A 19,569-nucleotide genomic window follows, 5' to 3' on the forward strand; every position below is an offset into this window, starting at 1 on the left:
TAGCTTATCCTTTTTTCTCGCAGTCTATCTCAAGGCGGGTGGCGAAAATCTTCGACATGTCTGTGCCAGCAGGATCATTGAAAAATGCATCTGTCAGCGTTCCCTGATTTTGCGCAAGTGCTTCATCGGGATTAGGTCGAATGACCTCAGACTTGCAGCCTGCAGGCAGACCTTTGACGATCAGTTCATTATCGCTCACATAGTCGATGGCCGTATAGAAGGTCGGATCGTAAACGCCGAAGCTAACCTTGTGTCCCGGTGCTAGCTTGAGCGGCTTTTCAGGCTTGCTGGTGAAAACGATCATCAGATGATTGTCGGAAAAGTCTGCCGCCAGATCTTTGGGCCGCGCCATTTTCACATCTTTGCCATCCGCAAGCACGGTCTGAAAATATTTGAATTCCGCAATAGAGCCGTTGATCACATGGCCAAGGTCGATCAGCTCGTTTTTGTCGAGTTGCAAATCGCCATTCTTGTCGAATTCCATGAGTACGGTTGACGAAAATACATCGTCAAAACGCCAGATATGGGCGAGCTTTTCAACCGTGCCGTCGGGCGCAATCGTAAGCTCCAGCCTTGCATCGGCAAAGACGTGCGGATGCGCGCTCGCGGCCAAAGGCGCAAACACTGTTGTCAGTGTTACGGCAATGCCAAGAGGGCTTTTCAGCCATGAGCGCGAATTTAGCATGTATCGATTCCGTGAAAGCTTATGCAAGGCATAGTCGTGAAGGCGGCAAAAGTGGGACGAGTGCCGCCTTTTATAGCCACTTGATTACAGTTTTGTGTTTTCGCGCGCTTCGCGGTCCTTAAACCATTGGGTCAGAAAGTCGACCAGAGCGCGAATTTTGGCAGGCAAATAACGACGATGCGGATAGACCGCATAGATGCCGCCGTCTCTGATGATGAACTCATCGAGACAAGGAATGAGCCTGCCGCGTTCGATTTCTTCTTCCGCGATAAAGGCTGGAAGCGAACAGAAACCAAGTCCGGCGATTGCGGCTGTCTTGGTCGCAACCGGACTATTCACCTCGATTGGTCCATTGACCGTTACGGTCATCATCGAGCCGTCAGTATTGCGGAAATGCCAGTTGTTGCGCGAGCGCGCATTGGTATCGATGATGCAGGGCTTATCATGCAAATCTTCGGGACGTTTTGGCTTGCCCACGCGCTCGATCAGTGACGGTGCGCCGCAAAGAACAGAGTGGAAAGGCGAGAGCCTTTTTGCAATGAGTGAGGAATCTTGCAAGCGCGTGATACGGATTGCAAGGTCAAAGCCTTCTTCCACCATATCCACAAAACGATCATCCAGCCGCACATCAAGCACGATTTCAGGATGCGCGAGGCAGAAATCAATCAGCGATTGACCGATCACCGCGTCGGCAAAGGTGCGCGGGGCTGAGAGCTTTATACGGCCACGCGCATCGGAGCTTGTTTCGCTGACCGCGTCCTGCAACGCATCGATATCGCGAATGATTTCTATAGCCCTATGATAATAGGTGTGGCCTGCTTCAGTGAGCGAAAACTGGCGTGTCGTGCGGTTCAGAAGGCGCGCGCCGAGTTCATCTTCCAGTTCGCGCACATATTTGGAAAGCAGCGCTTTGGAACGTCCGATCTTTCGCGCGGCAGCCGAAAAGCCTTCCGCTTCGACCACGTCGATGAATGCGCGCATACGTGTAAGGGTGTCCATGGTCTAGTCCTGCTTTTCAAGAATGTTCCGGCCAAGCACAATCAGCGCTCGGTCGCTGCCGCGTGGGCCAATGAATGAGATGCCAAACGGCGCGCCATCAACCTGCCCCAGTGGAACAGTGATCTGTGGCAGGCCGGATAGTACGGAAAGACAAAGCAACCGCAGAGCCTGTTCACGATAGGCTTGCAGGCTTTCGAATGGTTCGTTTGCGAGAGGCGCCGCACCCGGTACGGTTGGCAATGCCAGAACCGCATTGTCGCCGATGATCGTTTCCAATTCCTGTGTAAAACGCGCACGCCGGTTGCGATGCAGGATTACAGCTTCATTGGTAATTTCCGAGCCGTAAGCAAAACGGTCCGCGACGCCCGGACCGAGATCGCGATCACCGGAAGAAATCCACGCGCCATGCGTATTCCACGCTTCCCAGCCCTGTATTTGACGAAAGGTGAGATAAAGCTCGTCGATTGTCAGTGTGGTCTGGCTCGCAGCTTTGAGACTTGAAAAATGCGGACGCACTTTTGCAAACATCGCGCGGTACGTGTCGGTCTCTTCCTGCCCAAGCATCAGATGCTCTAACAAAGGCATATAAAGAAGCTGCGAGAAGTTGAAGCTGCGCTCATCATCGCCAAGCAGAACTTGGCCGACCTTTTCATAAAGATCAATGTCGCGGGCAAACCAGCCAATTGTATCCAGCGAAGGTGCCAGCGGCATGATGCCTTCAAGCGGAATGCGTCCATGCGTGGTGCGCAAGCCAATCAGCCCGCAGAAACTGGCAGGAGCACGGATAGAGCCGCCTGTGTCGGAGCCAAGCGCAATGTCTGCAACTTTTCCCGCAACTGCTGCCGCCGACCCGGAAGATGATCCACCCGTAACGCGGTCAGGCGCGGAAGGGTTGATCGGATGAGGATAATGCGAGTTTTGCCCCATCAATGAAAAAGCCAGTTCGTCGGTCTGGGTCTTTCCGATGAAAGTTGCGCCTGCTGAGAGCAGCTTTTCAACCACCGGAGACGACTTCTGAGCGGCAAGTGATTCGGCCAGAATTTGCGGATTTCCGCATCCCGTTTGCATCCCAGCGACATCATAAATGTCTTTAACCGCCAAACGCTCGCCTTTAAGCGGACCGCTTTGCGCTGGGGGGAGGGGCTTTTCCGGTTTTGCGATGATCGCGTTGAACGGATCGAAGGGCGTCATTGTTCACAACCAGCAATGAAATTCGGGGGGTATGGTAAATTAAAGCCTAAGTTTTCCAGCAGAATGTTTCACTAATATTGAACAATGGCAAGCGCGGTAAGTGCATTACAACGCTTTAGAATTATTTTTGTCGCGACGAAGATTTGTCATTGTATGGACACATCTTTGGGATTATATCGCCCTTGCCCAAAGTCGCACGTGCCCGTGGGTGTCCGCCGATCCTCGAATGGTGAGGAATTCGGTACGGTACCTGGACCTAACCGCTCCAGTTGATCTGTAGGCCAACCGCCAGATCAAGGACATCTAAAGCAACGACGGTGCGGGCCTTTCTAGTGTCTTTCGGTTGTCCAAAAACCGAAATTACTGAAGAGGCACACCTTCATTGCCAGAAGTGCGGATGCGGTTCTCCAATTCCAATCCAAGGCAGACAAAGCGGAGTAACGCGGGTTTAGCGTTGTTCCACCGCCGCATGAGTTTTCGCGTGACCTCAGCATCTCCAAAGGCTGGCCTCACCGCGGATGCGCTTATGCTTACTTTGTCTCTTAGAGAATTTTCGGGGTCCATGGTGGGCTCGGTCAGATTCCTAAGTGTTTTTTCGCTCAATCTTTTTTTGAGATTGGGCTCTAGATGCGGCAGATCAAGCCGCGCGGGAGAACGACCATGGCAACGCAGCGTATTATCGACTTTCTTAACACCCGCCGCCCAGATGGCCCTTGCCTCGTCGTCGACACCGATGTCGTGCGCGAAAACTATCAGAATTTTGAAAAGGCATTGCCTTACTCGCGCATTTTCTATGCCGTGAAGGCAAACCCTGCACCGGAAGTCCTGCGCCTCCTCGCATCGCTCGGCTCGTGCTTCGATACGGCATCGGTTGCCGAAATCGAAATGGCACTGGAAGCCGGCGCAACGCCAAACCGCATCTCTTATGGCAACACCATCAAGAAAGAGCGCGATGTTGCACGTGCTTTCGAGCTGGGCATCCGTCTCTACGCTGTTGATTGCGTTGAAGAAGTTGAAAAGGTCGCTCGCGCTGCTCCCGGCAGCCGCGTGTTCTGCCGCGTATTGACCGATGGTGAAGGCGCTGAATGGCCGCTGTCGCGCAAGTTCGGTTGCGTGCCTGCAATGGCTATCGACGTCCTGCGTCATGCAAAGTCGCTGGGTCTTGACTCTTATGGTGTGTCGTTCCACGTCGGCTCGCAGCAGACAGATCTCACCGCATGGGATCGCGCTTTGAGCGATGCTGCATCGGTATTTCGTACGCTGGCTGACGAAGGCATTGTTCTGCGCATGGTCAACATGGGCGGCGGCTTCCCAACCCGCTACCTCAAAGACGTGCCGACCGCTCAGGCCTATGGTATGGCGATATTCGATGCGCTTTCCAAGCATTTCGGCAACCGCATTCCGGAAACCATCATTGAACCGGGCCGCGGCATGGTTGGCAATGCAGGCGTGATCAAGACCGAAGTCGTTCTGGTTTCGCGCAAGTCGGACAACGACAATGTGCGTTGGGTCTATCTCGACATCGGCAAATTCGGCGGTCTGGCCGAAACCATGGATGAGGCGATCCGCTACCAGATCGTGACGCCGCATGATGGTGACGCGACCGAACTTTGCGTGCTGGCTGGCCCAACTTGCGACAGTGCGGATGTTCTTTACGAAAAGACTCCGTATCCGCTGCCGGTTTCACTGACCATCGGTGATGAAGTCCTCATCGAAGGCACAGGCGCCTACACCACCACTTATTCAGCGGTGGCGTTCAATGGTTTCGAACCGCTCCGATCATACGTCATCTGATTTTTCAGGATTAGCCTGAAAGATCCTCTCAATCTGCCCGGCGCTGAAAAGTGTTGGGCAGGATGTGCGGCTGCCCATGCTTAGGGTGAGATGTTATGAACGCAAATCTGGAAATCCAGGAAAATATTGTCACCGGCTTCTTGCCGCTCTCTGTTCCTGCCTTCACCGTTGCGGCTGAGGCGGCAGAGCACGTCATTGCGCGCGAGGCGCTGCTTGATCGCGCAATGGGCGAGGGCCGTCGTCGCAAGTCATCGGAAAAACTGCGTCGCGGTCGGTTGCCCGCCGAATGTCTGGCTTTTTCTGCTATCGGCTATGATGGTCTGCTCGCAGGCACCGTGCGGTTGTGGAATGTCCATGCCGGTTTGGATGCGTTCGGCTTTCCGGTTTCAGCTCTGTTGCTCGGTCCGCTTGCAGTCGATCCATCGACTGCCGGTCGTGGGATCGGCTCGGCTTTGATGCAGCACGCAATTGCTGAGGCAAAGCGGCTTGGTCACGGCGCGATCCTGCTCGTTGGCGACCCTGAATATTATGCGCGGTTTGGTTTTACGGCTGAAAAGACTGGCGAACTGGCCATGCCGGGACCGTTTGAAAAGCGTCGCTTTCTGGCGTTTGAGCTTAAAGCTGGTCACCTCGATGGTGCACACGGCATTTTGCGTGCCAGCGGGCGTAAAATCTCGCGCTCTTAACCGATACGCACCAGCCGTCCGAAGTTGCGGACGGCTGTTATGGCAAGCCCTGCCAAGAAACCAGCAATCAGCCCGGCAATGACAATGAGCTTGCGCGATGATCCAGCCGGGTCGAGTGGCGGACGGGCTTCGGAAATCACACGAACATTGGTGGTGGTGATGCCTTCCTGTTCGCTTGTTTCGCGCGAGCGCAACAGAAATGCTTCATAAACTGAACGGAGCGTGGTGGCTTCGCGTTCCAGTTCGCGCAGCTTCACGCGATCATTGTTGCTGTTGGCCTGTTGCGACTTGAGCTGCGCAAGACGAGAATTCAGGTCACGTTCCTGCTGCACAGAGCGCGCCACTTCAACCTGCAATGACGCACGGATACGACGCAGTTCTGCATCAATATCATTGAGCGCCGTCTGCCTTTGTGACTGAAGCTGAATGTATTGTGGATGGCGCGGCCCAAGCTGGGTCGATGCTCCATTGGCATTCTGGCTTGCCAGTGCATATTGCGCACGCAAGGCTGTCAGTGTGTTAGAGCGCAGGTCTTCCGGCAAGGTGCCGGAAATGACGCTGCCGGTATTGGCATCGTTGAGCACCTGAACTCGCGCCTGAAGCCGCATGGTTTCGGCACGTTGATTGGTCAGCTGGTCATTGAGGCGTGTCAAGTCGTTGTCGCTGATCAGCTTGCCATCGACATCAACCAGATCGCGCGTTGCACGAAAATCTGCTGCGGCTTTTTCTGCAGTTTCTACATTGGCGCGCATATCCGCAAGCCGCTTTGAAAGTTCAGCCGCGTTGCGGCGTGCCGCATCCGATTGCAGCGAATCGAGTTCTTTCTGGAACACCGAGCCGATCAAATTGGCGATTTCGGCCGACTTTTCCGAACTGCGGGTTTTGACGGCAACAGAATAGATAAAGGTTTTTGGATCGCGCCCGATAGTCAGGCTGTCATAGAGATTATAAAGAACGCGTGTCTCAAGCGCTTGGCCATCGGCGACTGTCTTGGGCTTCACCATGCTTTTAAGCTGTGCGAAAAACCCTGCTACACCGGTCGGAACGAAGGTGCCGTTAAACTCCGGGTCTTTGGTGAGATCGGCCTCATTGATGACCTTGAGCAGAACACTACTCGAATCAAGCAATCGTGCCTGACTTTCGGCAATTGCCAGTGAAGCATCGGTCGGAAGCTGGCCGGGTGTTAGCTCTGTTCCCACAGTTTTGATATTGCGCGGATCGACCAAAATATCAGTCGAAGCAACGTACATTTGCGGAATGGTCAGCGCATAAAGTGTTCCAACAATGCCGCCAAGCAGCGTTGTCGCTATCAACAATTTGCGAGAGCCGCGAACCACTTCAATCGCAACACGAGGATCGATTAGCGGCTTCCATTCATTATCGGGTGCTGCCTGTCTTACTGGCAGCTTTTCCTCGAAGACACTCACTGGTGGTTCCACACTATCGGCTGCTTCTGCTTTGACTTTTGAAGCATTCTCGCGCTCGGCGATTTTGCGCTCGAGTTCCGCTTTAATCGAAGCCATGCGCGCACGCAGTTCAGAAGCGTCGCGCTCTTCAGCAGTTTTCTTATCCTGCTTGTTGCGAAAAAACTCGGTGCGTTCTTCTGGCGTTGCGGGAGGGGTCCATGGCGGAATTATTGACGGCTGCTCGTCTTGACGCGCGTTAGCTTCTTCACGACTTGCCTCAGGCGCGTCGGAGAATGCAAGAAGAGGCTTGTCCTCTCTTCCTTTATTGCGCTTGTCGTCACCGCTCATCGTCAAAGATGTCCGTACCCCGAAATGGCTTATCTAAACCCGACTATATGTTTTCTGTGCAGAACAAATGGTTAATTTGCGGATCGATATTTAACTTGGTGCCTTTTAATTAAGCCTTTTTCGCTAAGTGTTAGCCTATAGTCCGCATGTGCGACTAATTAAGTAAAAAACAATATAAAGACGAGGCCCGTGTTTGTTCGCGAAAGCAGTCCAGAAGTTGTTGGGAAGCCGTGGGGCAATGGTGCGGGATTATTTCTCGCTGTTTTCCGGTTCTGCTGGGCGGCTGGTAGTTTCGCTTCTTTATTTTATAGCGCTTGCAAACACGCTGTCGACTGGAGACTTCGGTATTTTTGCCACTGCATCCGGTACTGGCGTGGTGCTGTCGCGTCTGGTCTCATTAGGGTTTAGCTCGCCACTTTATCGTATCGCGACGGTCAAGCCGCTGCTGCTCGGCACTTATACGGCGGGCTATCTCGCGGCAGTTGTGCTGTCATTACCGCTTTTGGCTATTTGTTCGTGGCTGGTTTATTTCATCGTCTTTAGCCGCGATATTTCGTTCCTACCCTTCGCTCTGGTGGTAGTTGCCGAAGCGCTTTTGTGGCGTTCCACCGAAATGATCATGATCGTCAATAATGGGCTGCGCCGTTTTGGAATCACCGCGCTGCTGGTGATCTTTGGCACGGCCACACGCGCGATTGCTGCCGTTTTGTTTATGTTTCTCGCGGCCACTCATGATGTTACACATTGGGCGTGGTGGTATCTGGTCGCCAATGCTGTCGCGCTTGCTGTCGCTCTGCGCTTTTACCCGAAGGTGAAGCTTCGTTTTGAACCGCGTCTTTATATGCGGCGTGTGTCTGATTCTATCGCCGTGATGGGTGCGGAACTGCTCTTTTATATTCAGAGCGAGCTCGACAAGCTTCTGGTTTTGAGCATTGGCGGGCCAACGACTGCCGGTATTTACGCAATTATCATGCGGCTTGTTGATCTGACCGCACTGCCGATCCGCTCTTTCAATATGATGCTGGTTCAGAAGCTGATGCGTAGTCCGGATATGCTGGCGTCGCTGCGCATTCGGGCCGGGCTGGAATGTGCGGTTTTTGCGGTGTCTGTTGCAGGCCTTGGCGCGATGGTGATCTTCCTACAGTTCTTCCCGACAGCGCTTGGTGCAAGCGTTGCGCCGATTGTCGGCCTCTTGCCGCTGGTGTTGCTGGTGCCGGGGTTCCGCAACTTGATCGAGTATCAGACAGAAATCCTATATGCGCGCGGTCAGTCTGGTCTGCGTACAATAAGCATGGTGCTGATGACGGCAGGCAAGGCGCTGTTCGTCTGGCTGTTGCTTGTCAATTATGGCGATAATAACGACTGGATTGCCGGCCTGAACTTTGTTTTTGCAGGTATATATATTCTGTCGCTGGTTTTTACCTATACGAGCCTTCGGCTGCCTGCCAAACGGGTATAAAAAAAGCCCGGAGTTTGGTGCTCCAGGCTTTATTGTTTTGAATACGCTTTAGATCACGCGCCGATGATGCGGCGGATGTCGGCGACCGAAAGGCTTAGGAATGACTGCATTCCGATGGCCACCTGATGCGGCTCCATTTCGGCGATAAATGTACGGAACTCTTCTTCCGTTGGCGGGGGCGCAAACCACTGCATGCGGCACAGGTCATGGGTGTCATGGAAATGGCCAGCGCCTTCCAGAACATCATCCACATAATGGCCATAGATGAAGCATTCGGAGAAGCGGCGGACATTGCCAATTGCCGCAACCCAATGCTGACCAGTGTGCTTTTCAATGCGTTCACACATGCCTACGACTGAATCTCTGCGCCAGGAAACAAGCTGGCCGATATAGTCGTTCAGCGCGCTTTTGCCATTTGGAACGCCAAGGAGTTTTCCCGCGTTTTCCGCCCAGACCGGATGCTCCGGCCATTCTGGATTTGCCAGCGCATTGGGACGATAGAACAGACGTAATTTATCATGGTGCCAGAGCGTGCTGCAATCAAACGGCTTCACAAATGCAGTATCTGAATCGGTATAGAGAAGACCGTCCTCATCCACCTTGCTGGCCAGCGCAATGCGGCGCAACTGCTGCACATGCCAGCCGCGCAAGGGCTTGGTTTTGAACGAAAGCCAGACACGGCGGCGGCCGAGATAGGTCGGATCAGGAAATGCACGAATCCAGGAAGGCAGCAAATCGCGCTCATCAATGACGATGCGGTTTGCGCTCTCAATCTGCCTGAAAAGGGCGACATCTTTGCTGTCGACGAGAATGTAGTGCTTGGTGAAACCAGTGACAAATTTGTCCATGGTTTCGCACAGGAGCTTACAACGCTCAAAATCCTGATCCCAACTGGCCGTAACAATCGCTGTCTTCAAGGCTTACCCCCTGAGAGCTTTTCCTTGGCAACGCGCCAGAGGAAGACTGGATTGCCGACGAGGTAACGCTTTGCCAGACGGCGTGGTTCCTGCAACAGGCGATGTACCCATTCCATTTTGATTGTGCGAACCCAATGCGGAGCGCGTTGAACGCGGCCTGTATGCAGATCGAACAGCGCGCCTACAGCACTTGCAATCGTGCAATGCTCTGCTGTGATGTGCTTGTCGATGAATAGTTCCTGACGTGGGACGCCCATTGCGATGAGAAGAATGTCGGGATGGTAATCTTTAAGTTGGGCAAGAATGCCATCAACATCAGCTAGCTTGAAATAGCCATCTGAAATCACACGGAAATCATGCTGCGGTATTTGTTTCTTGAAAAGCTGTGCGGCCTCCGCAGCGACACCCGGACCGCCGCCCAGAAGCGCTATTTTCATCGGGCGTTTGATATGCTGCATCAGGCCGGGTATGAAGTCTGTTCCGTTGAGATTGGCAGGGAATTTTTCTCCGTAGGCAACCTTACTGGCAATATCGACGCCGATACCGTCAGGCAGGATCAGGAAATCCTTCAATGCCGCCATATAGTTCGGATCTTCATGCGCGATATTGGCATTGTTGGCATTCAGCCAGCCCTGCTTGAGAAATTCGCGGTTTTCTATGCGCTTTTCAAAATAAGCGAATGAACTGTCCCAGTCGAAACAGACAACTTTGATGCCGAGAATATTTTTATATTCAAGCTTTTCGGGGGAAGTAGTTGTCATGTCAGTTTGCTTTTCCTGTCACGTCCTGAAGTGTCTTAAGGCCCCGGGCGATGGCGCTGTCCATGCCTGCGATTTGTGCCTGTTTAAAGGCTTTGCCGTCCAGTTTTTGACTATCACCGTCAGTGATTGTTTTGAGCCTCTCAACGATGGCCGCAGCAAAATCGGCTGGCTTATCTGCAATAGTGCAGTTTGCCGGAATATTGCTGATGCCGCGAACCGAATGGGCTGTCGCGACGCTTGGCATTCCGAGTTCAAACGTCTCAATTGACTTTAACTGAACACCAGTGCCCGCGCGACTGATCAGCGGTACAAGTTTGCCACTTTCCACAAACTCGGTCGCATCGGGCACCTTGCCGACAAAGTTTACGCCGGGCCATGCAGCGATCAGATCGGCTGGTGTGTTTCCAGCAATGGCAATCGAAATGTCTTTTGGCAGCAGCGGTTTCACTTCGCGCAGGAACCATTCGAGGCCAATGCGGTTCGGGTGCCATGTCCATGTGCCGATCAAAGCCAGGTCATATTTCGTAGCCGCTGCCGTCGATGTTGCCGCTTTGCCCGGCATAACCAGCGGTAAAGTTGCAAATTTCTCTGATGTCAGGCCAAGCGCTGGGCCGTCATCTTCCGCGAATGTGAAGACGAAACTTGCTTGTTTGCACAGCCGGTTTTCGAGTTTTTTGAGAATGCGGGCTTCGCGGCCAAATAGGATTTTCTGAATCTTACTTTTGGTATCAGCGGCATTCTCTTCTGCCGAACGATATTCGACATTATGCGCGATAAATATCGACGGCTTATCTTTGAAAACATCTTCAAACGCGCCGGGAAGCGTGACGCCATTGAGAACATAGGCATCAAACTCACCCAGATCGGCAATCGCTTCGCGGATTTCAACCGCCGGAACCACGCGCAGCTTTGCGGAGGACACGGTAAGCCCGGTCAGAAATGATTTTAGCACCCAGCCGATCTTGCGTTTGATGCCCGCACCTTCGGTTCGTACTTCCACTTCACCAAGCACAACGGTTTCTTTGCTTTTGGCCGCTTTATGCCCGGGCCAAGTGAAGCCCAGAACTGTGACCTGTGCGCCCGCACGGCGTAGACCATCAATCACGGCTGCGTTTGCAACCTCGTAACCTGTTGAAGCGACCGCATGCGGAACAAGTGATGTTACGAAGACAAGACGAAACGGTTGCAAATCAGCTCCTGACCAATCTTAATGAGTGCCTGTTTATGACAGTCTCTACAGACATGCAGTGAACTTTTCTTTAAGCGTTTATCTATAGTGGAAAGATAATTGTAAAATAAAAATCTCTGAAATAAATCGGAAACCGAGATGTCAGATTTACCGGATCATATTGAAGTAATCGCTAAAACTCCCGGTCTTGCTTATGACGAGATCGATATTGTTGTGTCGCTTCCGACATTCAAGCGTCCTGAGCACCTGATCAGAACTCTCGATACACTCAATGCGCAGACCACCAAACGCAAATGGGCAGTTGTGGTCATTGAGAACGAGACTGAAAAGAAGGAGGGCGCAACAGTTGCCGCTCCACTTTTCGAGGCTGGCAAATACAATGGCATGCTGATTGGTGAATCGCATCGCGGCAATTGTAATGCCTATAATGCGGGCTGGTTGACGGCGACGAAATATTTCCCGAACTTCAAATACATCATCGTTATTGATGACGATGAACTGGCCGATCCAGACTGGATCGAAAACATGGTTTCGACGGCTGAGCGTTATGACGTTAGCCTCGTTGGCGGTCCGCAGTTCCCGATTTTCGAGAAGCCAAATTCGGAACAGTGGGCAAAACATCCGGTCTTCCTGCCGCATTATACAAAGACTGGTCCTGTTCCGATTATCTATTCATCTGGTAACCTTCTTATCGCGCGTGCGGTTATTGAAGCACACAGCTATCCGTTTATGGATCTTAAGTTCAACTTCACTGGCGGTGGCGATTCCGACTTCCTGTCGCGCTCAATCGCCAAGGGCTTTAGAGTTGGCTGGTGTGCAGAGGGTATCGTTCGCGAAACCATTCCAGAGCGTCGTTTGGAAAATGATTGGATCAGATCACGCGGCCTCCGCAATGGCGTTCTTTCGACGCTGATTGAACAGCGTAAGCGCAAGGATGAACCACTCGGTCAGGTACGTGTATTTCTAAAAAGCCTTGCTCTGTTAGCCTATTCACCGATTAAAGCTGTGAGAAAAGGCATTGCTGCAGGCTTTGCGCCTGCAGGCACTTACTTCGTCCATATTGGTCTAGGTCGGGTTATGGCGCATTTTGGATATTTGAATGAGCAGTATCGCAACCCGGACAAAAACTGATCCAGCTTTGTCCGATCCGACGCGAATGACGATGCGCCAAATAGCGCTCGTCATTGCAACGGCGATTTTGTGCATTCTTCTGGTTTCGTTTCGACCGTTTTCGCCGGTCGTTGCAACGGATGGCCAGCCAGCTGGTGATACGATTAATCAGCTGGGCTTTGGCATTGTTGGCGCTGTAGCGCTTATGTCTTTGGCCATGTTTGCGCAGCCCGCTAAGATTATGCGTTTGGTAAGCCTCGGCTGGATGCTGATGTTTGCCATTCTTCTGGCCTCAGCCTTCGTCAGCCCTGATCCATCAACCGCTATTCGTGGGATCATGCTGACTCTGATCGGTGTTCTCGCAATCATTGCGGTACTTGCTCTGCCGCAGGATGCAGATAGCTATTCATGGATGCTGCTTATCGTGGCCTCGATTGTTATCTTTATTTCCTATGCGGGTGTTGTGCTGTTACCCAATCTTGGCACGCACGGTGCTGATGCAGTGGAGCCACAGAATTCTTTCCTCTGGCGAGGTGTATTCACACATAAGAACATTGCCGGGCCTGTCATGGCAGTCTTCGCTTTCGCTGGCATTTATCTTTGGCGACGCGGCTGGCGCATCAGTGGAGCAGTGATTGCGCTACTTGCGTTGTTCTTTGTCGCGCATACAGGTTCAAAAACCACAGTGGCACTGGTGCCTTTCGCCATGCTGTTAGTCGTTGGGCCGGGCCTGTTTGGCCTTCGTGGACTTGCACCGCTGATGATTTTCGTCATTCAGTTGATGTTCGCCTTATTCACAATCGGTACGGTGCTGTTTGAACCGCTGCATCAAATGGTTTTGAAGTTCGCGGTTGATCCGACCTTTACGGGCAGAACCTCCATCTGGGCCTTTGCGATTGAAGCTTTGCATAATCGCCCTTGGACTGGGTTCGGCTTTGAAAGTTTTTGGAGCACTGGCGCCGCAAAAGAAGCTGCAAATCCCTATTATCTCGATTGGGATGTGCGCGGCATTGTCCATGCGCATAATGGCTATCTCGATATCACGCTTTCAATGGGCCTTATCGGCCTCATCTGCGCGATCATTGTCATCATCATTATGCCGCTGATTAATTATATGCGGTGCAGGCCAACACGCGAAAATCTGCTTCTTGCTGATTTCTTTCTGATGTTTGTGTTTTTCGGTACGCTGAACGCAATGCTGGAAAGCTTCTTTTTCCGTCGCATGGACCCGGTCTGGCTCATGCTCATTTTCGCAATCTTTGGCTTGCGCATGACGGCCAAAGTCACCATTCCCAAGCGGTCTTTATAATCTCGGAGTTACCATGAATATTGCGATCATAGGCACGGGCTTCGTTGCTGATTATTACATGACCACATTGCGCAATTACCCGCAGTTAAAGCTGCTTGGCGCTTTTGATCGCTCGGCAGAACGGCTGAAGGTATTTGCTGCGCATTACAAGGTGCGCGCCTATGAGAGCTTTGAGGCAGTGTTGGCCGATAACGACGTGCAGATAGTCCTCAATCTGACGACGCCGGAAAATCATTATGCGATTTCGCGTGCGGCACTTGAGGCTGGAAAACATGTCTATTCAGAAAAGCCGCTGGCAATGGATTACAATGATGCCAAGGCACTCGTTGAATTCGCAGCTTCCAAAGGTCTGACGCTTGCCGCAGCTCCCGCTAATGGCTTAAGCGACGCACAGAAGCTGGTTTCAAGCTCAATCAGCGAGATCGGCACCCCGCGTCTGGTCTATGCTGAAATGGAAGATGGTCCGGTTTTTCGCGATAAATGGGCGACATGGCGCTCACAATCAGGTGCACCATGGCCGGGTCTGCATGAGTTTGAGATTGGCTGCACGCTGGAACATGCGGGTTATGCGCTCTCATGGCTGGTGTCGCTGTTTGGCCCGGTTGAAAGCGTAACAGCGTTCTCCTCAATTACCTTCCAGAACAAGGGTCCAGGCACTGAGCATCTGCATATGGCCCCGGATTTTTCGGTGGGTTGCCTGCGTTTCAAATCTGGCCTTGTGGCGCGTCTAACGTCCGGCCTTGCAATGCCAAAGGATCGTAGTCTGACCATCGTTGCCGACAAGGGTTCTATCACGGTCGATGATCTTTGGGATAATCGTTCCGCAGTCCGGCTTGAATCAACAGAGCGAAAGCGTTCTATCCTGTCGCGCATCTTCGGACGGTTGGAAGCGAAGCTTGGCAAGACATTGCCGTGGAAACCGGCCGTTGGCAGCAAGCTGGCTTATCCAAAAGCTGATGCATTAACCCTGCCATCATTCCCGTCGCAGATCGATTTCATGCGCGGCGTGGCGGATCAGGCGCACGCGATTGAAACGGAAGCTACGGCGTTCTTCTCCGGTGCTGTGGCTTTGCACATCACAGAAGTCGCCCTTGCGCTCAACAATGCCGGAGAAAATGCAGCACCCTATAAGGTTCAGAGCACCTTCTAATTTGGCTTTTGCGCAAGCACAGTGCTGACGATGTTGGCCACTTCAGCGCTGTGTTCTAGTGGCATGATTGGGCTTGAAATCTCGTCGCGTTTGAGCGCATCACGCACGGCTTGCGCCTGAAACTGCAAGCCATTGCCAGAAAATGGATGATGCTCAACAGTTCTGCCGGGAAGGGGCAGGCGGTTAAGCACCTTTCCAATCAGTCCGCCCGGGCCTTTCGGGCCAAGAGCAGAATGCAGCACTTTTGCGGAAAAGAACGTAAGACGCTGTGCTTTGAGAAACGGTGCGTGGATGAGGATCGCGCCGTCTGTTCCTTCAATTAGCATCTGATTTTTGCCGTCGTGATCAAAACCGCATGAAAGCTGAGCTTCGGCGTTTGCATAGCTCAGCGTGATTTCGGTCCGCATATCGACGCCGCTTTTTGCTTTCGTCCAGCGTCCGCTCACAGCATCAGGCAGGCCCAGAAAACTGAGCGCGAGTGATACCGGATAGACACCGAGATCAAAAGCTGCTCCGCCACCTAGTGCCTGGTTAAAAAAACGGCTTTGCGGGTCTTCTTCACGGAAATAGGAGAGGTCGGCTTCAATGCGTTTAACTGTGCCGATCCGCCCGGCCTTGATATGCTCGCGGGTGGCGGTAATTGCCGGAAGAAACCGGCTCCACATGGCCTCCATTGCAAAGACGTTGTGCGCTTTACTGGCGGCAGCAATTGCATTGGCCCCATCTGCATCAAGCGTCAGCGGCTTTTCTGTGAGACATGCTTTGCCAGCAGCAATGGCCTGTAGCGTTTGCGGCACATGCATTGCGTTTGGCGTGGCAATATAGACGGCATCGAAATCGGGGCTTCTGAGAAATGCCGCGGCATCATCAAACGCGTGATCTGCGCCGATTTTGTTTTTGAACTCTACGGCACTCTCGAGCGAACGCGAGCAAACGGCGGTTACGCGCATTTCATAGCTTGCTCGAATATCGGCAGCGAAGGCGTGTGCAATTGTGCCTGTTCCCCAGATGCCCCAGCGAAAACTCTTGCCGTCGTATTTGCTCGTCATGGCTTGCCGCCGCCCCTTCGCGATACCCTTGTCATTTCTGTGTTGTATATCGCATGATATGCGCGATTACGACGGGCTTTGCCAGCCGCCTGCATCTTCATGGGATCAAGGTAAAAATATGAGTGGAATTGTTGTAGCTGTTGCGCGTGACGCTAAGCATCGCTTCTCAAAACAGCTCGTTTCGGAGATCAGCATTGTGGCGGGAGAGGGTGTTGAAGGTGATGCGCATAAGGGCGTTACGGTCAAGCATCGCTCGCGCGTGAGGGCTGATCCAACGCAACCCAATCTGCGTCAGGTTCATCTTATTCAGGCCGAGCTATTCGATGAATTGGTTGGCAAAGGTTTCGACATTTCACCGGCGCAATTGGGTGAAAACATCACGACTCGCGGCATTGATCTGCTGGCATTGCCAAAATCTGCGATTCTCAAAATCGGTAATGATGTGGTGCTCGAAATCACTGGGCTGCGCAATCCTTGTTCGCAGATTGAGAAATATGAGAAGGGCCTCTTAAACGCTGTGCTCGATAAAACCGAAAACGGTGAGTTGATACGAAAATCAGGCGTGATGTCGATCGTCCTTGCGGGTGGAAACGTGCAAGCCGGCAATACTATCGAGATTGAACTGCCACCGCTTCCACATGAGAAACTGGAACGTGTCTGATCATTTAAATCGGTTAGTTTTTTAGAAAAAGCCCTATCAAATTTGCGTCATATGCCCTAGATCATCCCAGAATAGGATAAAGACTGGCGCTATATAGTGCGATAGCAACAGCTACGACAGTCCAATCTGTCGGCTCTCTATTTATGTATGACGAGCCAGATGGCTGTGTTTCAAAAGGGCAGAAAATGGAAAAAGCAGATATCGGAATGGTCGGCCTTGGCGTTATGGGTTCGAACCTTGCGCTGAACATCGCCGAGAAGGGCTACACGGTAGCCGTCTATGACCGCGACGAGCCCGTCCTGAAAGCATTCATCGAAAAAGCGGGCGCGCTGCGTGACAAGATCATCCCTTGCGCCACTTTTGAAGAACTGGCCGACAATATCCGCAAGCCACGCCCGATCATTTTCCTGATCAAGGCTGGCGCGCCGGTCGATGCCGAAACCACCCGCCTTAAGGCATATCTCGAAGCTGGCGACATCATGATCGATGCCGGTAACTCCGACTATCGTGACACGATGCGTCGTCTGAAGGCGCTCGGCCCGAACGATCCAACCTTTGTTGGTATGGGTGTATCGGGTGGCGCAGAAGGCGCTCGCCATGGCCCGTCAATGATGGTTGGCGGCACAGAAGAAGCCTATGAGCGTATTGCGCCGATCCTTTTGGCTGCTGCTGCAAAGTATAAGGGTGAGTCCTGCTGTGCGCTGGTTGGCCCTGATGGTGCAGGCCATTTCGTGAAAACCGTTCACAACGGCATCGAATATGCTGATATGCAGATGATCGCCGAAATCTACGGCATCCTGCGTGACGGTCTTGGCCTTTCGGCGCCTGCAATTGGTGATGTGTTTGAAAAGTGGAATGCCGGTCCACTCAATTCATACCTCATTGAAATCACTGCGAAGGTTTTGAAAGCCACTGATCCAGAAACCGGCAAGGCGATGGTCGATATGATCCTCGATCAGGCAGGTCAGAAGGGTACAGGCCGCTGGTCGGCGATTGAAGCACAGATGCTCGGCGTTCCGGCTACTGGCATTGAAGCTGCGGTTGACGCGCGTTCAATCTCGTCGTTGAAAGCGGAACGTGAAGCTGCTGAAAAGGCTTATAAGCCTGCACCACGCACGCTGGATATTGCGGATCAGGCTCAGTTCCTTGCTGATCTTGAGCAGGGTTTGCTGGCTGGTAAGATCGTTGCTTATGCACAGGGCTTTGCCGTTCTGGCAGCAGCATCCAAGGAACACGACTGGAACATTCCGCTTGCAACCACTGCCCGTATCTGGCGCGAAGGCTGCATCATTCGTTCGCTGTTCCTTGATGATATTGCACAGGCCTTTGAAGGTCAGGAAATTGAAAACCTTCTGCTGGTTCCTGCCTTTGTTGAACGCATGGGCAAGGCATCGAAGGGGCTTCGCAAGATCGTTGCACAGTCAGCACTTGCTGGTCTGCCGCTTCCGGCATTGGGTTCGGCACTGAGCTACTTCGACAGCTTCACGCAGTCGCAGGGTACGGCCAATGTTATTCAAGGTCAGCGCGATTTCTTCGGGTCGCATGGCTTTAAGCGCATCGATAAGGAAGGCGACTTCCACGGCCCTTGGAACTGAGATATTTCGGCCCTGATTTGCTGCGAATAGCGTCTTTCTGCGAGCCGGTGCTCACGTACTTTATGTACGCTGTGCTCCGGTTCTCGAAAGCCACAATTTTCGGCTCATCAGAACCAAAATCTCGACCGTGTCTCGCTTGTATTTAATATAAAAAAAGCCGCCCAAATGGGCGGCTTTTTTGTTTTTCTTTGAGCTTAGTCGGCCAAAACGAGCAAATCATGCGCCGCGAAATGCACCGTCACTTTGTCGCCGCGTTGTGGCGGGGTGAGTGCGGGATCATTGAAGGTGTCGAATGACAATTTGTTCTTGCCAAGCGCGACGCGTGTACGAATGACCGAGCCTAAGAAATGCACGTCTTCGATGGTGGCATCGAGTGCAGTGTCGTGGCTCTTGCGTGCTTCCATGCTGACTGCTTCCGGACGCAAAGCGAGTGTGATTGCCTTGCCCTTCGGATGGTGGCCGAGTTCGTCGTTCACCTTGATCGTGCGGCCATCAAGTTCGATGCTGTTCTGGCTCGGTTCACTCACCGATGCTTCGAGCATGTTGAGTGTGCCGACGAAGGAAGCAACGAAGCGCGATGCAGGTCGGTTGTAAATATCGAATGGTGTGCCGATCTGATCAGCACGCCCTTCATGCATGACGACGATACGATCGGAGATCGACAGTGCTTCTTCCTGATCATGCGTCACGAATACGGTGGTGATTCCTAGCTTCTGCTGGATCGCACGGATTTCCTGGCGTAGCGAGATACGGATTTTTGCATCGAGCGCTGAAAGTGGTTCATCGAGCAAAAGCACTTGCGGCTTGGTTGCCAGCGCACGTGCTAGTGCCACACGCTGCTGCTGACCACCGGACATCTGATAAGGATAGCGGTCTGCAAGATGTTCGAGCCGGATCAGGCCGAGCATTTCTTTGACCGTCGCGTCGATTTCAGCTTTCGGTTTGCCCGAAACGCGAAGACCAAAAGCCACGTTTTGCGTAACGGTCATGTTTGGAAAAAGCGCATAGGCCTGAAACACCATGCCGATATTGCGCTGGTTTGGCTTGAGATCAACAACGTCTTTACCGTCGATTTCGATTGCGCCCTGATCGGCACTTTCAAAGCCAGCGATCATGCGCAGAACGGTTGTCTTGCCGCAGCCCGATGGGCCGAGGAAGGAAACGAACTCACCTTTTTCGACGGCGAGATTGAAATCGTGGACGACGGTAGTAGCGCCGAAGCTCTTTTTCAGGTGCTTGAGATTGAGAAAAGCCATGAAT

17 protein-coding genes are annotated in these 19,569 nt (G+C 52.7%); 8 read left to right on the forward strand and 9 right to left on the reverse strand.

What is annotated here, in order from left to right; translation table 11 throughout:
• Positions 1-4: 4 nt before the first annotated feature.
• The 3 genes from WH356_RS18490 to WH356_RS18500 all read right to left on the reverse strand — a co-directional run bounded on the left by WH356_RS18490 (position 5) and on the right by WH356_RS18500 (position 2,875).
• Positions 5-685, reverse strand: coding sequence for a DUF1007 family protein (locus WH356_RS18490; protein WP_421565680.1), 681 nt, complete (start codon positions 683-685; stop codon positions 5-7).
• Between the two features lie 84 nt (positions 686-769).
• On the reverse strand, positions 770-1,684 hold the full coding sequence (locus WH356_RS18495; protein ID WP_339513406.1) for a LysR family transcriptional regulator: 915 nt from the start codon (positions 1,682-1,684) through the stop codon (positions 770-772).
• Positions 1,685-1,687: 3 nt separating this feature from the next.
• Entirely contained in the window at positions 1,688-2,875 is a 1,188-nt protein-coding gene (locus WH356_RS18500) for an amidase (protein ID WP_339513408.1), read from the reverse strand.
• 660 nt (positions 2,876-3,535) lie between these two features.
• On the opposite strand from WH356_RS18500, the gene odc2 reads away from it, so the two are divergent.
• Positions 3,536-4,669, forward strand: a complete 1,134-nt coding sequence (odc2, locus tag WH356_RS18505; RefSeq protein ID WP_339513410.1) for an ornithine/lysine decarboxylase — start codon at positions 3,536-3,538, stop codon at positions 4,667-4,669.
• Between the two features lie 95 nt (positions 4,670-4,764).
• The gene (locus WH356_RS18510; RefSeq protein WP_339513412.1) at positions 4,765-5,355 is read left to right on the forward strand and encodes a GNAT family N-acetyltransferase; all 591 of its coding nucleotides are present in this window, start codon (positions 4,765-4,767) and stop codon (positions 5,353-5,355) included.
• On the opposite strand, the gene WH356_RS18515 is transcribed toward WH356_RS18510, so the two are convergent.
• Positions 5,352-7,109: a GumC family protein gene (locus WH356_RS18515; protein WP_339513414.1), complete on the reverse strand. Its 1,758-nt coding sequence runs from the start codon at positions 7,107-7,109 to the stop codon at positions 5,352-5,354. The genes WH356_RS18510 and WH356_RS18515 overlap by 4 nt on opposite strands.
• A 193-nt stretch (positions 7,110-7,302) precedes the next feature.
• Between WH356_RS18515 and WH356_RS18520 the strand changes: the two genes are divergently transcribed.
• Positions 7,303-8,568, forward strand: a complete 1,266-nt coding sequence (locus WH356_RS18520) for a lipopolysaccharide biosynthesis protein (RefSeq protein ID WP_339513416.1) — start codon at positions 7,303-7,305, stop codon at positions 8,566-8,568.
• Positions 8,569-8,621: 53 nt separating this feature from the next.
• On the opposite strand, the gene WH356_RS18525 is transcribed toward WH356_RS18520, so the two are convergent.
• The 3 genes from WH356_RS18525 to WH356_RS18535 are packed head-to-tail and all read right to left on the reverse strand — an operon-like array spanning position 8,622 to position 11,435.
• The gene (locus tag WH356_RS18525; RefSeq protein ID WP_339513418.1) at positions 8,622-9,485 is read right to left on the reverse strand and encodes a DUF6492 family protein; all 864 of its coding nucleotides are present in this window, start codon (positions 9,483-9,485) and stop codon (positions 8,622-8,624) included.
• Positions 9,482-10,246, reverse strand: a complete 765-nt coding sequence (locus WH356_RS18530; protein ID WP_339513420.1) for a WecB/TagA/CpsF family glycosyltransferase — start codon at positions 10,244-10,246, stop codon at positions 9,482-9,484. The genes WH356_RS18525 and WH356_RS18530 overlap by 4 nt, the downstream gene beginning before the upstream one ends.
• A gap of 1 nt (position 10,247) precedes the next feature.
• Entirely contained in the window at positions 10,248-11,435 is a 1,188-nt protein-coding gene (locus tag WH356_RS18535; protein ID WP_339513422.1) for a glycosyltransferase family 4 protein, read from the reverse strand.
• A gap of 138 nt (positions 11,436-11,573) precedes the next feature.
• Here WH356_RS18535 and WH356_RS18540 point away from each other — a divergent pair, with 138 nt between their 5' ends.
• The 3 genes from WH356_RS18540 to WH356_RS18550 are packed head-to-tail and all read left to right on the forward strand — an operon-like array spanning position 11,574 to position 15,004.
• Positions 11,574-12,566 carry a glycosyltransferase family 2 protein gene (locus tag WH356_RS18540; RefSeq protein ID WP_339513424.1) on the forward strand — a complete coding sequence of 331 codons (993 nt, stop codon included), beginning with the start codon at positions 11,574-11,576 and terminating at the stop codon, positions 12,564-12,566.
• On the forward strand, positions 12,535-13,854 hold the full coding sequence (locus WH356_RS18545) for an O-antigen ligase family protein (protein WP_339513425.1): 1,320 nt from the start codon (positions 12,535-12,537) through the stop codon (positions 13,852-13,854). The genes WH356_RS18540 and WH356_RS18545 overlap by 32 nt, the downstream gene beginning before the upstream one ends.
• A 13-nt stretch (positions 13,855-13,867) precedes the next feature.
• Entirely contained in the window at positions 13,868-15,004 is a 1,137-nt protein-coding gene (locus WH356_RS18550; protein ID WP_339513427.1) for a Gfo/Idh/MocA family protein, read from the forward strand.
• On the opposite strand, the gene WH356_RS18555 is transcribed toward WH356_RS18550, so the two are convergent.
• Entirely contained in the window at positions 15,001-16,053 is a 1,053-nt protein-coding gene (locus tag WH356_RS18555) for a Gfo/Idh/MocA family protein (protein ID WP_339513429.1), read from the reverse strand. The genes WH356_RS18550 and WH356_RS18555 overlap by 4 nt on opposite strands.
• A 118-nt stretch (positions 16,054-16,171) precedes the next feature.
• On the opposite strand from WH356_RS18555, the gene WH356_RS18560 reads away from it, so the two are divergent.
• Positions 16,172-16,714, forward strand: coding sequence for an MOSC domain-containing protein (locus WH356_RS18560; protein WP_339513431.1), 543 nt, complete (start codon positions 16,172-16,174; stop codon positions 16,712-16,714).
• Between the two features lie 185 nt (positions 16,715-16,899).
• A complete protein-coding gene (gene gndA / locus WH356_RS18565) occupies positions 16,900-18,309 on the forward strand; it encodes an NADP-dependent phosphogluconate dehydrogenase (protein WP_339513433.1) in 1,410 nt (469 codons plus the stop codon).
• A 194-nt stretch (positions 18,310-18,503) separates the two neighbouring features.
• Here the strand turns inward: gndA and WH356_RS18570 are convergent, their stop codons facing one another.
• Entirely contained in the window at positions 18,504-19,565 is a 1,062-nt protein-coding gene (locus WH356_RS18570; RefSeq protein ID WP_339513435.1) for an ABC transporter ATP-binding protein, read from the reverse strand.
• Between the last annotated feature and the right edge of the window lie 4 nt (positions 19,566-19,569).

Source organism: Ochrobactrum sp. MYb379 (assembly GCF_037479515.1).
Classification (GTDB): Bacteria; Pseudomonadota; Alphaproteobacteria; order Rhizobiales; family Rhizobiaceae; genus Brucella.

Coding starts and splice junctions, on each gene's coding strand:
- WH356_RS18490 (WP_421565680.1), bottom strand. CDS start 685: ATGCTAAATTCGCGCTCATGGCTGAAAAGCCCTCTTGGCATTGCCGTA.
- WH356_RS18510 (WP_339513412.1), top strand. CDS start 4,765: ATGAACGCAAATCTGGAAATCCAGGAAAATATTGTCACCGGCTTCTTG.
- gndA (WP_339513433.1), top strand. CDS start 16,900: ATGGAAAAAGCAGATATCGGAATGGTCGGCCTTGGCGTTATGGGTTCG.
- WH356_RS18550 (WP_339513427.1), top strand. CDS start 13,868: ATGAATATTGCGATCATAGGCACGGGCTTCGTTGCTGATTATTACATG.
- WH356_RS18500 (WP_339513408.1), bottom strand. CDS start 2,875: ATGACGCCCTTCGATCCGTTCAACGCGATCATCGCAAAACCGGAAAAG.
- WH356_RS18545 (WP_339513425.1), top strand. CDS start 12,535: ATGAGCAGTATCGCAACCCGGACAAAAACTGATCCAGCTTTGTCCGAT.
- WH356_RS18515 (WP_339513414.1), bottom strand. CDS start 7,109: ATGAGCGGTGACGACAAGCGCAATAAAGGAAGAGAGGACAAGCCTCTT.
- WH356_RS18570 (WP_339513435.1), bottom strand. CDS start 19,565: ATGGCTTTTCTCAATCTCAAGCACCTGAAAAAGAGCTTCGGCGCTACT.
- WH356_RS18495 (WP_339513406.1), bottom strand. CDS start 1,684: ATGGACACCCTTACACGTATGCGCGCATTCATCGACGTGGTCGAAGCG.
- WH356_RS18555 (WP_339513429.1), bottom strand. CDS start 16,053: ATGACGAGCAAATACGACGGCAAGAGTTTTCGCTGGGGCATCTGGGGA.
- WH356_RS18540 (WP_339513424.1), top strand. CDS start 11,574: ATGTCAGATTTACCGGATCATATTGAAGTAATCGCTAAAACTCCCGGT.
- odc2 (WP_339513410.1), top strand. CDS start 3,536: ATGGCAACGCAGCGTATTATCGACTTTCTTAACACCCGCCGCCCAGAT.
- WH356_RS18530 (WP_339513420.1), bottom strand. CDS start 10,246: ATGACAACTACTTCCCCCGAAAAGCTTGAATATAAAAATATTCTCGGC.
- WH356_RS18560 (WP_339513431.1), top strand. CDS start 16,172: ATGAGTGGAATTGTTGTAGCTGTTGCGCGTGACGCTAAGCATCGCTTC.